Origin of the sequence: Vibrio owensii (genome assembly GCF_002021755.1) — a bacterium.
GTDB lineage: Bacteria > Pseudomonadota > Gammaproteobacteria > Enterobacterales > Vibrionaceae > Vibrio > Vibrio owensii.
In genome coordinates, this window is the sequence record NZ_CP019960.1 from 639,462 (window position 1) to 654,525 (window position 15,064).

At 45.7% G+C, this 15,064-nt stretch carries 14 protein-coding genes; 6 read left to right on the forward strand and 8 right to left on the reverse strand.

Annotated features, from left to right (window positions below; all coding sequences use genetic code 11):
* Nucleotides 1-38: 38 nt before the first annotated feature.
* The 3 genes from A9237_RS19390 (at nt 39) to A9237_RS19400 (ending at nt 3,294) form a co-directional block, all read left to right on the forward strand.
* Nucleotides 39-392, forward strand: coding sequence for a hypothetical protein (locus A9237_RS19390; protein ID WP_005375589.1), 354 nt, complete (start codon nt 39-41; stop codon nt 390-392).
* Between the two features lie 121 nt (nt 393-513).
* Nucleotides 514-2,514: a HAMP domain-containing methyl-accepting chemotaxis protein gene (locus tag A9237_RS19395; protein WP_078609172.1), complete on the forward strand. Its 2,001-nt coding sequence runs from the start codon at nt 514-516 to the stop codon at nt 2,512-2,514.
* A 300-nt stretch (nt 2,515-2,814) separates the two neighbouring features.
* On the forward strand, nt 2,815-3,294 hold the full coding sequence (locus tag A9237_RS19400; RefSeq protein WP_005388254.1) for a Dps family protein: 480 nt from the start codon (nt 2,815-2,817) through the stop codon (nt 3,292-3,294).
* A gap of 108 nt (nt 3,295-3,402) precedes the next feature.
* On the opposite strand, the gene A9237_RS19405 is transcribed toward A9237_RS19400, so the two are convergent.
* Nucleotides 3,403-4,017: an HAD family hydrolase gene (locus A9237_RS19405; RefSeq protein ID WP_021707668.1), complete on the reverse strand. Its 615-nt coding sequence runs from the start codon at nt 4,015-4,017 to the stop codon at nt 3,403-3,405.
* A gap of 124 nt (nt 4,018-4,141) precedes the next feature.
* Between A9237_RS19405 and A9237_RS19410 the strand changes: the two genes are divergently transcribed.
* Nucleotides 4,142-5,137, forward strand: a complete 996-nt coding sequence (locus A9237_RS19410) for a S66 family peptidase (RefSeq protein ID WP_078609174.1) — start codon at nt 4,142-4,144, stop codon at nt 5,135-5,137.
* 28 nt (nt 5,138-5,165) lie between these two features.
* Here A9237_RS19410 and A9237_RS19415 read toward each other — a convergent pair whose 3' ends face one another.
* From A9237_RS19415 to A9237_RS27395, 4 genes are all read right to left on the reverse strand, one after another.
* The gene (locus A9237_RS19415) at nt 5,166-6,242 is read right to left on the reverse strand and encodes a PQQ-dependent sugar dehydrogenase (RefSeq protein WP_050903175.1); all 1,077 of its coding nucleotides are present in this window, start codon (nt 6,240-6,242) and stop codon (nt 5,166-5,168) included.
* 149 nt (nt 6,243-6,391) lie between these two features.
* Complete coding sequence (gene yiaY, locus A9237_RS19420) at nt 6,392-7,540, reverse strand: L-threonine dehydrogenase (RefSeq protein WP_005442614.1); 1,149 nt, start codon at nt 7,538-7,540, stop codon at nt 6,392-6,394.
* A 334-nt stretch (nt 7,541-7,874) separates the two neighbouring features.
* Nucleotides 7,875-8,525, reverse strand: coding sequence for an isoprenoid biosynthesis glyoxalase ElbB (gene elbB / locus A9237_RS19425; protein ID WP_078609176.1), 651 nt, complete (start codon nt 8,523-8,525; stop codon nt 7,875-7,877).
* Nucleotides 8,526-8,537: 12 nt separating this feature from the next.
* Entirely contained in the window at nt 8,538-8,684 is a 147-nt protein-coding gene (locus tag A9237_RS27395; protein WP_163000656.1) for a hypothetical protein, read from the reverse strand.
* Nucleotides 8,685-8,813: 129 nt separating this feature from the next.
* Between A9237_RS27395 and yddG the strand changes: the two genes are divergently transcribed.
* A complete protein-coding gene (yddG, locus tag A9237_RS19430; protein ID WP_078609178.1) occupies nt 8,814-9,716 on the forward strand; it encodes an aromatic amino acid DMT transporter YddG in 903 nt (300 codons plus the stop codon).
* A 617-nt stretch (nt 9,717-10,333) separates the two neighbouring features.
* On the opposite strand, the gene A9237_RS19435 is transcribed toward yddG, so the two are convergent.
* The gene (locus tag A9237_RS19435) at nt 10,334-11,227 is read right to left on the reverse strand and encodes a cation diffusion facilitator family transporter (RefSeq protein ID WP_078609180.1); all 894 of its coding nucleotides are present in this window, start codon (nt 11,225-11,227) and stop codon (nt 10,334-10,336) included.
* Nucleotides 11,228-11,402: 175 nt separating this feature from the next.
* Nucleotides 11,403-12,281, reverse strand: a complete 879-nt coding sequence (locus tag A9237_RS19440; protein WP_009704717.1) for a LysR family transcriptional regulator — start codon at nt 12,279-12,281, stop codon at nt 11,403-11,405.
* 49 nt (nt 12,282-12,330) lie between these two features.
* Between A9237_RS19440 and A9237_RS19445 the strand changes: the two genes are divergently transcribed.
* A complete protein-coding gene (locus A9237_RS19445) occupies nt 12,331-13,029 on the forward strand; it encodes a class I SAM-dependent DNA methyltransferase (RefSeq protein ID WP_038882285.1) in 699 nt (232 codons plus the stop codon).
* Nucleotides 13,030-13,092: 63 nt separating this feature from the next.
* On the opposite strand, the gene A9237_RS19450 is transcribed toward A9237_RS19445, so the two are convergent.
* Nucleotides 13,093-15,063, reverse strand: coding sequence for an acetoacetate--CoA ligase (locus A9237_RS19450; RefSeq protein WP_078609182.1), 1,971 nt, complete (start codon nt 15,061-15,063; stop codon nt 13,093-13,095).
* Between the last annotated feature and the right edge of the window lies 1 nt (nt 15,064).

Sequence of the window (15,064 nt, forward strand, 5' to 3'; positions counted from 1 at the left end):
CTTATCTAATTAAAGAGTGAATTATAAGGAGGAGCGACATGTACCGTTATGTCAGTTCGCCAAAAGCATCGAAGTACATAGTGCCACCACCACAGCATCGTGAGTTGTCGAGTATCGATGTGCCGGAGTCAGAACTAGAGATGCGTGAAATTCTGAACAATTGGTTTGCCGATGGATTGGCGCCCATCATTCAAAATGAAGACAATTACATCTCTGCTAATGAGCAACAGCGCTTTGAACAGCTCAGCCGTACGGTGGGCGTGCTACTGCGTAATAAAGATTACTACTTTGCCACCAAGCGGATTCTCTCGTTGTGGGAGCAAGACTGCTTAGAAACGACTTACGTTAATTATCTGATTTTACGTAGTGAGCGCATACCATACTTCGAATAAGTCCCATTTATTGGCTTGAAATAGTGGTTTACATGGTTTTCTTGGTAACTTTTGATACCCGTATTTAACATTTTTGTAAACATCGTTATATTTAAGGCTCATCGTTGTCAGGAGTTTATGGATGAACCTTACGATATCAGGGAAGTTGCAGCTCAGTTTTGTGCTGCTAGCCGTACTTTTTATGGCATCAGCGGTATTAACGTATCGCAACGTCACCACCGTAGAGCAATACGCCTCTTCGTTACTTAAATCCGATTTACCGACCGTCGACACCAGTCGCGGTATCCAACAGTCCGTTCAAGCGTCGCTGTCTTCTATTCGAGCCTACATGTTGCTAGGTGGCGATGACGAGGCGAGCGCACGTCTGAGTGAGGACGTACGCAATATCATGGCATCTACAGACGAGTCGCTTCCAACTTTGCAGGCGTTGATCTCTGAACAGGATTTTCAAGCGATTCAAAGTCAGTGGGATGCAGTCAAAGTCTCTTTGAACAAGCTGATTGAACTTAGCCACAGTGATGAGAACTTACCCGCGCACAACCTCTTTATTAACGAAGCGGCACCCATTGCAGAAGTGGCACTTGATCAGCTTCAAAGCTTAATCAACGAAGAGTCAGGAAACCCATTTGGTGGAGACAGAAAGCGTCTGTTTAAAGTTTACGCCGACAGTTATACCTCCCTCGCCAATGCACTGTCTGCTTTGCGAGATTTCCTGTTGTACGGGCAGCAAGATCACCTAGACAAATACCACGACTTGATTAAGTACCACAATCAGTCTGTAGCGGAAATCGACAGCAAACTCGACAGACTTACCGATAACGACCAATCACTGTGGTCACTGTTTAAAGAAATGCAGCAACTGTACTTTCCTTTAGCAGAGCAGGTAATTGCATTGCGTCAATCGCCAGAGTGGAACGAATCAAACTTGTTAATGGCGAATGAACTGTTGCCAGCAGCGGATGCACTAGACCAAAGCTTAGAAACGATCGTATTGGCTCAGCAAAGTCGTGCTGATCAAAGTGGACAGGGCATTAATCAGTCGATCAAGAACGTACTCACCACTATGTTGATTGCTGCGGCATTGGTTTTGTTTGCCGCAGTAGCGATTTCAAAATACATGGGCAATACCATTGGTCGCCGAGTGAAAAACTTATCGGAGCGTGCAAAGACGATCGCTTCAGGGGACGTTTCTCAGCCTCCGTTAACTGTTGTTGGGAAAGATGAATTGGCAGACCTTACCGATTCGATTAACCGCATGAACCAATCGTTAGCGAGCATCGTGGCAGGGGTGAGTGAAAAAGCGCACCAAGTGGATACCAGCATGGGAGCTTTGTTGGAATCGGCGCAAGTCACTTCATCGAATGTTGAACAGCAACAGACCAGCATTGTTGAAATGGGAAGCCAATTGGATGAAATCGCTTTAGCCGCGCGTAACACCCTAGATCAAGCCAATCAATCGGTGCAGAAGCTTTCTGATTCAAAAGGTGAGATTGAACAAGGTCGTGATGCTTTAGAGCAAAACAAAGTCACCATGGAAAGCTTACATGGCAGCATTGAAACCGCGAGTACACAAGTCACACGGCTAAGCAAAGAGAGCGAAGCCATTGGTCGAGTTACAGAGGTGATTGAAGGCTTAGCAGAACAAACTAACTTACTGGCATTGAATGCCGCGATAGAAGCAGCGCGTGCGGGTGACCAAGGACGAGGCTTTGCGGTTGTGGCGGATGAAGTACGTATGTTAGCGACTCGCACTACTCAATCGACGACAGAAATCAACGGCATCATCAATGCGATTCAACGCTCGACCAATTCGGTGGTTGAGGAGATAGAACACAGCCAATCACTTGCGGAGCAGGGCGCTGAGCACATTGAAAAAGCGGTAACTCGTTTGCTTGTCACGACCGAGCAAATTGGTTCTTTGAATGAACAAATGGCAGAGCTTGCGGCAGCGGCAGAGCAGCAATCTCATGCGACCAACTCGATCACTGGATTGATGTCCGATATAACTCAATCAGTGGATGAGGTTTCGAATAACAGCCAACGTGCATCAGAGACATCATTGCAAGTAAAAGAGCAAGTTACTGAGCTGAATCAACAGATGGCAACTTTCAAAACGGCATAGATAAGGTTTACGTCTGTTCATCTACTTTTGAACGTTAACCAAATAGTAAAAAAGCCCCAATTCTTTTTACACAAAAAGGATTGGGGCTTTTTGTTGGATGATACGCCGATATTCGTCTACTTGCTCATTGGATTTGGCTATTTAAATCATAGCTAAAACCAAATTTTCTTCACCGAGTCAGAGTCGTAATATGACTCCATCGGCAGCAAATACTGCAAAAGAATTTTTAAACTTTATACCAATCCCGGTAAGAGAATAGTTCGTTACTACGATTGGTATCATCCTTCTAGGAGCAAGATTATGAACAAACAAGTAAGCCTAATTGGTCTAGACAGCGAACAATCAGCACAACTAGCTCAACAGTTAAATCAACTGCTAGCGCATTACCAAGTGTTGTACATGAACTCTCGCGGTTACCACTGGAACATTAAAGGTGCGCAATTCTTCGAACTGCACGTAAAATTTGAAGAGATCTACACTGATCTACAAACAAAAATCGATGAGCTTGCAGAGCGTATTCTAACTTTGGGTCACACGCCAGCGCACGCATTCAGCAACTACTTGGAAGCAAGTGAAATTAAAGAACATCAAAACGCGACTTCTGGTGAGGAGTGTGTACAAGGTCTGGTTCAAGGCTTTAGCGTTCTACTTCTAAAACAGCGTGAGATTCTACAAAACGCGGGTGAAGCAGATGACGAAGGTACAGCGGCATTGATGGGTGACTACATCCGTGAGCAAGAAAAATTAATGTGGATGCTTAACGCTTACCTACAAGGCTAAGCAGCGCATCACCCAAGCAATCCTTGGGAACGCATGAAACAATCGGGAATAAGTCATAAGGGGCACGTTGGTGCCCCTTTTTTTGTTTGCGTATTTTATATGTGTGCTTTATTTGCGTGGTAAGGATTCGAAACGGCTCAATAAATCACTGAGTTCATTAAGCGCCAATGAGGCTGAATCATTGAAGGTTTCTTGATTACCATGATGCACAAGACAAGACGGCATCTGTGCGTTATACGCTGCCTGCAAGTCGTAAAGGTAATCGCCGACATAAAGCACTTCATTAGGCATCAAACGCCACTCTTTCGCTAATACCTGCAGAGACAAAGGGTCTGGCTTGGGCGGGAAGCATTCACGAGTGATGACTCGCTCCACTGAGATTTGGTTGTGCTCGAGTTTGCGCTGCGTGGCGATTTGGCAGTTGCGCGTCACGATAGCGGTTTTGATTTCATTTTGATGCAAGTGGGCGAGCAATTCATGGCAGCCAATCATTGGAGCAGATTGCTCAGCATCAGAAATCTCGTAATCAAATATCACGTTATGAGCGTGCTCTCGATGATGAGGGTGCTCAAGTGCGTCGACAAAATCCAATAGATCTTCACTCTGCGGACAACCTAGCTGCTGTCGCAATTCGCCGAAGTTCATATCAGAACTCACCAAGGTGTTGTCTAAATCAAACACCACAGCTTTAATTTTATCGAGCTGTAAAGGGAATGGAATCATAATGACCTCGTACAACTTAACCGAACTATCGTTTTAAAAAACAAAAGGTTATTGTTAAGTTTAGATTCTTCTGCTTAGATTGTACGAAAATAAATCAACCATGTATCACAAAACAAGGACGCGCATGATCATTCCTAAACCATTACAAAAAGGCGACACCATCGGCTTTTTCTCGCCATCCTCCCCAGCCACGGTATTTGCACCAGCGCGTTTTGAGCGTGCCAAAGCGTATGTGGAATCCCATGGTTACCAGCTAAAAGCAGGCAGCTTAACCGGCAAAACTGACCAATATCGCTCGGGTTCGATTCAAGAGCGAGTAGAAGAATTGAATGCGCTGATTCGCGATCCTGAAGTGCGCTGTATTATGTCGACCATTGGCGGTTACAACAGTAACTCCTTGCTACCTTACATTGATTACGAGGCATTGAAGAAAGATCCCAAGATCATTGTTGGCTATTCGGATGTGACAGCTTTGCTTATGGGCATTTACGCACAAACTGGCATCGTTACTTTTTATGGTCCTGCCTTGGTGGCATCTCTGGGTGAATTCCCGCCACTGGTGGACGAGACCTTCGCTTCGTTTGAGTCGATTGTGAATACGTTAGATGGATTGGCGCATCAATACACTATGCCTCAAGGTTGGACAGATGAATGGATAGAGTGGAGTGAGCAAGACCGCGCAAAGCACACGCTAGCGAACCAGTGGCACTTTAAAGGCGAAGGCAAGATCATCGGACGCTTGATTGGCGGTAACCTCAATACCATGACGGGTATCTGGGCAAGCAAATTTATGCCGAGCATCGAACAAGGCGATATTTTGCTGGTGGAAGATTGCTTGCAGGGCATTGAAACGGTTGAACGTTCTTTTGCGCTGCTCAAGCTCTCTGGTGTGTTTGATAAAGTTGGTGCGGTTGTTCTTGGCAAGCATGAAAAGTTTAACGATAAAGGCACCGGTCGTGCACCTATAGACGTGTTATTAGAAGTACTTAACGGTCAACCACTGCCAATTTTGTATGACTTTGATAGCTGTCATACCCACCCAATGCTTACCGTTCCATTGGGCTCGACCATGACGCTCGATTTTGACAATGAAACGGTGGCAGTGAGTTTAAAGAGCTAGCTTTGTCTGACTAGCTCTTAAGAGAAAACTATTTCTCCTCAAGACGAAATATTTTGCCGCTGTCGGTAGAAAAGTAGATATAACCATCGGGGCTGATGGTTATATCTCTTACTCGCTCACCAAGATTCTCCATCAATCTCATTGATTCGGTGAGCTTGCCATTCTCAATAGAGACCACGTTGATGTGCGCCAGTTTCAATGCACCAGCGAGGATTTTTCCGTCCAACTCTGGGTATTTATCGCCACGGTACAAAATCATATTGCTGGGTGCGATAGAAGGGATGTACACCAACTTTGGATCTTCCATTCCCGGTAACGACTTAGCTTCCCCGACGTCCAACGGTCCCCAATATTCTTTACCATGAGAGACTTTAGCCCAGCCGAAGTTCGCGCCTTTCTTGATTAGGTTAATTTCATCGCCGCCGCGTGGTCCATGTTCAATCGACCACAGCTGTTTTGTTGCTTCGTCGTAAAACATACCTTGTGGGTTGCGGTGCCCGTAACTCCATATCTCAGGACGAGCTTCGGAAGGTTTGAATGGGTTGTCTTGTGGAACCGAACCATCAAGGTTAAGGCGCAGAATACTGCCAGCATGGGTTTGAGTGTCTTGCCCATTATCACGTTCACCACGGTCACCGATTGAGAAGTAAACTTTGTCGTCTACAAATGAAATTCGACTGCCGTAGTGGCGACCCGTGTCGGTGATGGCATCAGCAACAAAGAGATCTTTCCAACCTACAAGCTGATTGTTTTGCAATTGCGCCGTCGCTAACGCCACCGTATTGCCTTTGCTCGTGCGCTTGCTGTAGGTAAAGAAGAGTTGCGGGTTTTGCGTATCGGCATTCGGTGCGAGCGCGACATCCAATAAGCCAGCTTGCCCACTAGTGTTCACATCGGGGACGTTAAATAGCTTTTGAGGTTTGCCTAATGTGATATCCAGCAGCGAAACCGTACCGTTCTTTTCATTGACGATAACGCGTTGGTTATCTAAGAACTCGATTCCCCAAGGGATCTGAAATCCATTCGCCACTTCGTTAGCGCGGTATTCGGTAGCGTTGGCAGAAAAGGATAAACAAGCGAGTAGGGCAGCAGCAATCGTTCTCATGGTTCCTTCCAATATGAATCGTATTAATGCTTAAAAGCTAACACTAAAAGAGAACGTTTTGCAGAGCATGGATTGTATAAGAATGTAAAAAATCCCCGATACGAGATCGGGGATTGAATTAAGGCTAGAGAATTGTTTATGTAGCGAGATTACATCGCTTCTTCGAAGATCTTAGAGATTTCTTCGTGAGTTGCTTGTTTAGGGTTAGTGAAACCACAAGCGTCTTTCAGTGCGTTGTCTGCTAGCGTTGGGATGTCTTCTAGTTTCGCACCAAGCTCTTTAATACCTGCTGGGATACCCACATCTTTCGCTAGAGTAACGATAGCGTCGATTGCTGCCGCTGCACCTGCTTCAGCAGACATGCCTTCTACGTTTACGCCCATTGCTTTCGCTACATCACGTAGACGCTCAGGACATACTTGCGCGTTGTAGCGCTGTACGTGAGGTAGAAGAATCGCGTTACAAACACCGTGTGGAAGGTCGTAGAAACCACCTAGTTGGTGTGCCATTGCGTGTACGTAACCTAGAGAAGCGTTGTTGAACGCCATACCCGCCATGAACTGTGCATATGCCATTTGTTCACGAGCTTCTAGATCTTCACCGTTTTTCACGGCTGTGCGTAGGTAAGCTTGGATAAGCTCAATCGCTTTGATTGCTACCGCATCAGTGATTGGTGTTGCCGCGATAGATACGTAAGCTTCAATCGCGTGAGTTAGCGCATCCATACCTGTTGCTGCAGTTAGCGAAGCAGGTTTAGCTAGCATTAGCTCTGGATCGTTTACTGAGATAAGCGGTGTTGTGTGCTTATCAACGATAGCCATCTTGATGTGACGCTCTTCGTCAGTGATGATGCAGAAACGCGTCATTTCAGATGCAGTACCCGCAGTCGTGTTGATTGCGATAAGTGGCATCATTGGTTTTGCAGATTGGTCTACGCCTTCGTAATCTGCGATTTTGCCGCCGTTAGAAGCAACAAGCGCGATACCTTTCGCACAGTCGTGTGGTGAACCGCCACCTAAAGAGATAACGAAGTCACATTCGTTATCTGTAAGAAGTGCCAAGCCGTCGTTAACGTTGCTGATAGTAGGGTTTGGTTGAGTGCCATCGAACACAACAGTTGCTACGTCGCGTTCTGTTAGTAGATCTTGAACCTGCTTTACTACACCGATTTGGTTAAGAATCTTATCCGTAACAATCAAACCTTTTTTAAAGCCTTGAGATTGGATGCTGTCTGCTGCGTCTTTCAGACAACCAGCGCCCATTAGGTTTACGGTAGGGATAAAAAATGCACTTGTCATATTGGATTGCTCCGTCGTTATTTTTAATAATCTTTCTTAATCTGTCATTTACTCTTGCATACCCCGTTCTTGATTTAGATTGATCTAGGACAAGTTTAACCCCTTAGGGGTATCTTGAGGGCTGAAAGTGTGATGACAGTCTTGTTGCACAGTGAGATGGTGCAACACCTACTTAACGTAGCTGAAATATCTCATTTATCACGCAAACGATTGGCAAAAATAACAAGATTCGTACGGTTTATCTCTCAATTCGACTAAAGTATAAAAAATCCCCATTAATATGTGTTCTATCAATGGGGATTCGTATGGTGTGTTTTAAGCAAACGTTTTCGATTTAGGCGATTTTAACTAACTTATCTACTAGTTTTTCAATGCCTGATGCGGCTTGGTAGATATTCTCCGCTAACATATAAGCTGGTGTTGAAAGCACGTTGTGTTTTTCATCGAAATGGATTTCATCCACCTGACAATTGACGTGCTCACCCCCCATATGACCGAATGCTGCTGCAGTGGCTTCATCATTACCAATGGTTCCTTTTACACCTTGATCATAAATCATCGGGATAATAGTTGGTGCGATGCATAGATAACCTGCAGGTTTGCCCGCTTGAGCGAATGCACGACACGCTTGGGCGACGTGAGTATTAATCGAACATTCTGCGCCTGAGACGGCGAAGTCGGTTAAGTTTTTCGCGGCACCAAACCCACCTGGAAGCAGTAGGGCATCGTATTCATCAACGTTAAGTTTGGCGACATCGTCAATATTTCCGCGTGCAATACGAGCTGATTCGATCAAGACGTTACGTGTTTCATCCATTTCGTCACCAGTTAGGTGATTGATGACGTGGAGTTGGTCAATGTTAGGTGCAAAGCAGTGCCAAGTTGCACCTGCTTTCTCGATGGCGTAGAGCGCCAATACGGCTTCGTGGATCTCAGAGCCGTCGTAAACGCCTGAACCACTTAAAATGACTGCGACTTTTTTCATGATTGGATTCCTTTACTCTGAACGTTCCTTAGATTGTTCTTCATTATCTAGACCATGCGTTTCCGAATGTGTTTCAACGTTTTCACTTTCGTCGTCTTCCTCATAGTAGCGCACAACAAACGGTGTCAGCATGACACTCGAAGGCAGAAAATGTTTCATATCGACTCCAACCGCTTAATAGAGTGGTTTTTATACCGATTTTGGAAAAAGAGTACGTTGAAGCGGATCATTTTTGAGTTAAGCTGCAGTTTCCTTTGGCATTCATGAGCAGTAGGTCACATAGATAACATGCAATCCTATCAGTTTCGTTTCACCCTTTATGGTTGTATCGCCATTCTCTCTTGGAGCTGTTTGCTAGGCATCGCAAGATTGGTGACAGAAAGTTTGGGACCCGTGGGTGGATCAGCCATGCTGTATTCTCTGAGCTCCATTTTTCTGTTGATTGTGGTTGGCATCCCAAAACTGTCGTATTTCTCACCCAAGTATTTGGTTCTCGGTGGGGCTATGTTTGTCTGCTACGAGATCTTCCTCGCGCTGGCATTGGGCTACTCTAATTCTCGTTCTCAGGCGATTGAAGTTTCGATCGTCAATTATCTATGGCCGGCGCTAACCGTGTTGTTTGCTGTATTGGGCAGTAACAAAAAGCCGAACTGGCTACTGTACCCGGCAGTTATGTTGGCATTCATTGGTGTAGCTTGGACGGTCAGTGGTGATAACGGTTTATCACCGACGCAGTTATTGGCGAACATCAGCAGCAATCCGATTGTTTACTTTATGGCATTTGCAGGCGCAGTCATCTGGGCGGTGTATTGCAATCTGACTCAAAGACAACAATCGAAGCACAACGCGATTACTTTGTTCTTTATCGCGACAGCCATCTCTTTGTGGATCAAATACGCCTTTACTGATGAGCCGCCAATGGCATTCAGTTGGGAAGCGATGGGGTACTTAGTGGCTTCTGCTGCTTTAATGGCGGGTGGTTACGGATTGTGGAACATCGCGATTGTTGGCGGCAATATGGTGTTTCTGGCAACCCTGTCTTACTTTACGCCGATTTTCTCTGCTCTGTTTTCTTCGATTATTCTGGGTGTCACTCTAAGCCACAGCTTCTGGCAAGGAGTCGTAATGGTAACGGTTGGTTCGCTGATGTGTTGGCTGGTCACTAAAGAGAAGCGCGAAGCCGCTGGATAAGTTTTCTGTAGGAGAGGGCAAGTTCACAAGCCACAGTTCAATGTACCAACCCCTCCTAACCTCCCCTTGTATTTGGCATCCAAGCTCTCAACACCCCGAGCCAAAGGGGAGGGACTGTTCCTGCATCCGAGAATAAATCCATTGCCCACTATGAGCATTCGCCGGGTCAGTCGAAAAGCGGGTAGCTGAAGTTAGCAAAGAATAGCTCTCCCCCTTAATCGCCGTATTCAAATGCGAAGCAACGTAAGTCAATAAAAGGGGGAGTTGGAGGGGGTTACAAGTTCACAAGTCACAGTTCAACGTACCAACCCCTCCTAACCTCCCCTTGTATTTGGCATCCAAGCTCTCAACACCCCGAGCCAAAGGGGAGGGACTGGTCCTGCATCCGAGAATAAATCCATTGCCCACTATGAGCATTCGCCGGGTCAGTCGAAAAGCGGGTAGCTGAAGTTAGCAAAGAATAGCTCTCCCCCTTAATCGCCGTATTCAAATGCGAAGCAACTCAAGTCGATAAAAGGGGGAGTTGGTGGGGGTTGTAAGAGCATCAATCAAAGCAAGAAAAAAGCTCCCGAGATAGGGAGCTTTTCTTTTGAGTTCTAATGATTCTTGGTGGCGCTCTAATACGCGACGTTCAATTGTAATTGAAGCTTGAATCTGTGCTTCGATAGTCGCTTAGTAAGTTGCTTACGAGTGTGTTCTAGCGTATCAAGCTCTAGTGTATCGTCATCCACATGTACGTCCACATTTACTCGCAGTTCTTGACCAACTTTAGTTACGCCAGCCAGTTTCAATTGGTGCTCAGTTACCTTTTCAATCTCAAGAACGTCTTTACCAACGCTCTGACATAGTTCTTTGCTAGGTGTCATCATTAGCAGTTCACGTAGGGCACCAACTAGCATATCAAACGGTACTTTAAGGAAGTAGAAGCCCATCAACACCATCATCATAGGGTCTGCATAGACCGCGTAGTGTGTATACGGTGTAAGTGATACTAACCAAGCAGCGATAAAACCAAGAGTTACTGCAACACTAAGTAGCGTATCCATTTGCCATTGTTTTTTCTCGGCTTCGATTAAACCTGATGAAAAACGACGGCTTTTCTTCGCCATAAACCACCAAGCGTAACCACAACCAACGACGTTAACCACACCGAAGATGGTTGCGATGGAAGCGTCTACCTCACGACCGCCCGTCATCAACGCTGTTACCGCAGAGAATAATGAGAAAGCAACAACAACTAAAATAACGGCTGCTTTGATAGCGATAACGATAGGTTCAAGTACAGCTTTGCCGAAAGGAAAAATAGATTTTGATGGCTTGCTGATGTAGTAAGAAGCTGCCAGTGACAATAAAGTTAACAGCAGACTGACTAGAGAATATACACCGTCAAATACGATGACGATCGACCCAACAAGCAAGCCAAGTACCATCCCTCCGACTGCAAACCCAGATGCTAAAAGGGCTGAGAAGGTTAAGATACGGTTTTCGTTTTTGCTTGTCCTGTCACACATAAAAGATGCCTTAAATTATTACACCCTTACATTCTTCTCCTTGGGGTAAATTTAAGCAAATGAAAACTGTGTGACATTTAAACGATGAAATGAAGGATTTGATATATTTTATTATTTATCAATTGTTTATGTGAAAATCTTGCTGTCAATTTAATTGACGCTCACTGCAATATGTTTAGAAGTCGAATAAATACTCGCTTAACTTATCGGCCAACCAACTCATTGCTGGGTGTTCTGTTTGTCCATTTGGAACGAACATACAGTAGTCTTCTTGCGTCAAACCATAAGTGTGTTTGATCACTGCAAGTTTCTGATGTCTCAAGTAATGTCGGATCAGTGGCTCTGGCAATACGCCCCATGCATCTTCTTCCAAAATGGTATTCAGCATGTAGTCAAAACTGGAGAAGCCAATGTATCGAGTAGAAAAGGGTTGTAGCTCCGGGTTGTCTTTCTCGTTCAAATACACCATCAACGCTTGCATCTGGTTACGCAAATCTTCGTCTGTGACACGGCGCATCTTACTCAAGCGATGTTCGAAACTGCATACTGACATCATGCGAATTTTGCCTAGAGGATTGTAGACAATATGAGGATCGTCGACACGTTCGTAGTCTACGCCAAATGCAAAGTCGACTTGTTGTGTACTGACTAAATTTGAAAGGTCACCACTGGACGCCAATATTAAGTTGAAGGTTGTCGACGGGAAGCGATTGTTTAGAGTATGAGATAGCTCTTGCCACAGTTCGTCTGGCAGCGAGTCATCACGCGCCACCCAGACCTCAGCATTGAAGCCGTCAGAAACTTGAGCGCAGGTCTTTTTGATTCGCTGTGCGGTTACGAGCAGGTTTTCACAGTCTTTAAAAATCGCTTTCCCTGCTTCCGAGAGTGTTAGCTGATTGCCAGTACGAGTGAATAACTCGACGTCTAGGTCTTTCTCAAGCGCCTTAATTGCCATACTCAGCTTAGTACGATTGCAATCGAGTTGACGCGCAGCCTCCGAGACGGAGCCATACTCGGCAATGGTACAAAAGGCTTCAACTTGCGATAAGTTCATGATTAAAAAAGACCTAAACTGAAATGATGAGAATCGATAGCGTAGACGAATGAACGTACTGACGCCTAGAAAGATTATCGAAAAAAACACGGATTCGCCAGATAAGTCTATGGTGTTTTGGCGTTTTTGCGGTAATCTATGGGGGTTACAAGAAGTGAACATGGAGGCCACGATGGCACAAGATTGGGACGGCTTAGCAAAGAATTGGGAATCTAACCCAGCAACAGATCAATTTGCTCAGTCGGTGTTTGCACAGTTACAACAGCTTACTCAGCTTGATGGCATTAAAGTATTGGATTTTGGATGTGGGACAGGTCAGTTAAGCCAACTATTGTCGCCATCCGCAAAAGAGATTGTGGCGCTGGATGCATCTGAAGCCATGATTGAAGAGCTTGATAAGAAAGAGCTAGAGAATGTAGAACCGGTTGTTGACGCATTGACGCGTGGTCTAGTCGCTCAGCACCCAGCATTCCGTGGTCAGTTTGACCTAGTCGTTGCTTCTTCAGTGTTGGCGTTCATCGAAGACTACGAAACGTCTCTAGAGATTGCTCACTCGCTACTCAACGCTGGCGGCCACTTCGTACATTTTGATTGGATCGCCGATTCAGCAAAAGAAGGCTTCACGCTAGCGAAATCAGAAAACGCACTTATCAAAGCAGGCTTTACTGAAGTAGAAACGAAGAAGGTCTTCGAAATCACATCAGACGGCCACACAATGTCAGTATTAATGGGCGTAGGTCGCCGTTAATCCACGACAAAGAACATAAGAAAAGCGAGCTATTTAGCTCGCTTTTTTGTTTCCTTTGATTTGCTAGACAAACGTGAGTTGTCGAATTTCTTCTAAAACGTCTGGATTCGCAATCGCACCTAAGTTCTCAACTTCCTTTCCATTTATGACTTGTTTGACTGCAAGTTCTACCAACTTTCCTGAGCGTGTTTTAGGAATGTCGCTGATGGCGAAAATTTGGCTTGGCACGTGCCTTGGCGAACAGGACGTTTTGAGACGCGACTTAATCTCTGCTACTAACCTGTCATCTAACGTGACACCTGAAACGGTCTGAACAAACAGCCAAATGTGTTCGTTTCGCTCGATCTCTTTACCAACGGCAATGGAATCGACGATACCTTCAACGGCGTTTACCTGCTGATAAATCTCCGCAGTGCCGATGCGCACACCGCCAGGATTCAACAATGCATCGCTACGACCGTAAAAAACAAACCCACCTTTGGCGCTGCGTTCGATATCGTCACCGTGATGCCAGATATCATCGAACTTGTCCCAATACGCGTTGTGGTAACGCTCGCCGGTATCATTCCAAAAGCCGACAGGGAAGTTAGGCATAGAGTTGGTGCAAACGAGTTCACCGCGCTGTCCATTCACGCTTTGACCCTGTGAGTCGAACACTTGAACATCAATCCCCAAGCCAGCGTACTGACATTCACCACGATAAACAGGCGAGATAGGGTTGCCTAATACAAAGCAGCCACAGATGTCTGTTCCGCCTGAAATAGAAGCCAAGTGCAAATCCTGCTTGATGTGTTGATACACGTAATCAAACTGCTCTGGATAAAGCACTGAACCCGTAGAGCATAGGGTTCTTAAAGCTGGGAGTGAGTAATCTTTGATGGGTGACATTCCGGCTTTTTCTATCGCCTCTAGATACTTGGCGGCAGTACCAAAGAGACTCACCTCGGCGCGCTGAGCTAAATCCCACAGCACACCAGTTGTTGGATAAACCGGGCTACCATCGAAAATCACCAAGCACGCGCCACTCGCTAGAGCAGATACGTGCCAGTTCCACATCATCCAACCACAAGTTGTGTAGTAAAAGACGCGGTCTTTAGGCTGAATGTCTGAATGAAGTTGATGCTCTTTAAGATGATTGAGAATCGTACCGCCAACAGAATGCACGATGCACTTCGGCTTGCCTGTCGTGCCGGAGGAATAAAGCACAAACAGCGGGCTATTGAACTCCACGCGAGTGTAATGCAACGGAGCAGGGGAATACTGATTAATGATGTTTTGCCAATCGTGAGTACAAACATCGCATTCGAACACATGCGGTTTGAGGTAACCGATCTGACATACTTGTTTCAGTCCATCAAGATGATCCGCGATGTGATGGTTCTTCTCTGACATATCGAAAGTTTTGCCGTTGAAGGTATAACCATCGCAGGTGAAGAGAACCTTTGGCTTCACTTGCCCGAAGCGCTCAATAACGCTTTCTACGCCAAAATCAGGGGAGGTGGATGTCCAAGTCGCGCCTAAGCTGGTGGTAGCAAGCATTGCAATAATGGTCTGTGGCATATGTGGTAAATAACCTGCAACCACATCGCCTTGCTTGATGCCACATTCGACTAACCACTGCTGAACACTCGAGACCTCATCACAAAACTGTTTCCATGTGTAAGTCTGTTTGTCACCTCGTTCGTTTTCAAACCAAATCGCCAGCTCATCGGCTTGTTGCTCTGCCAAACTGAGCAGGTTCTCTGCGTAGTTAACTTGAGCTTGAGGGAACCACACGGCATCTCGATTTTGCATTGGTGATTGCCAACGGCTTTCACCTTGTACTTTTACGGTATCGCCTTGCGTGCCAATTAGGTCGCAAAATTGCCAAACCTCTTTCCAGAAATGCTCGTTATGCTCCAAAGACCATTGGTGCAAATCAGAGTAGTTTTTGAGCTCGAAACCTTGTCGATTAATGTGCTCGATAAACTGCGTGATATTGGCTTGCTCGATTCGATCTTCCGTCGGCTGCCAGACTTTGTTGCTCTCGCGCATA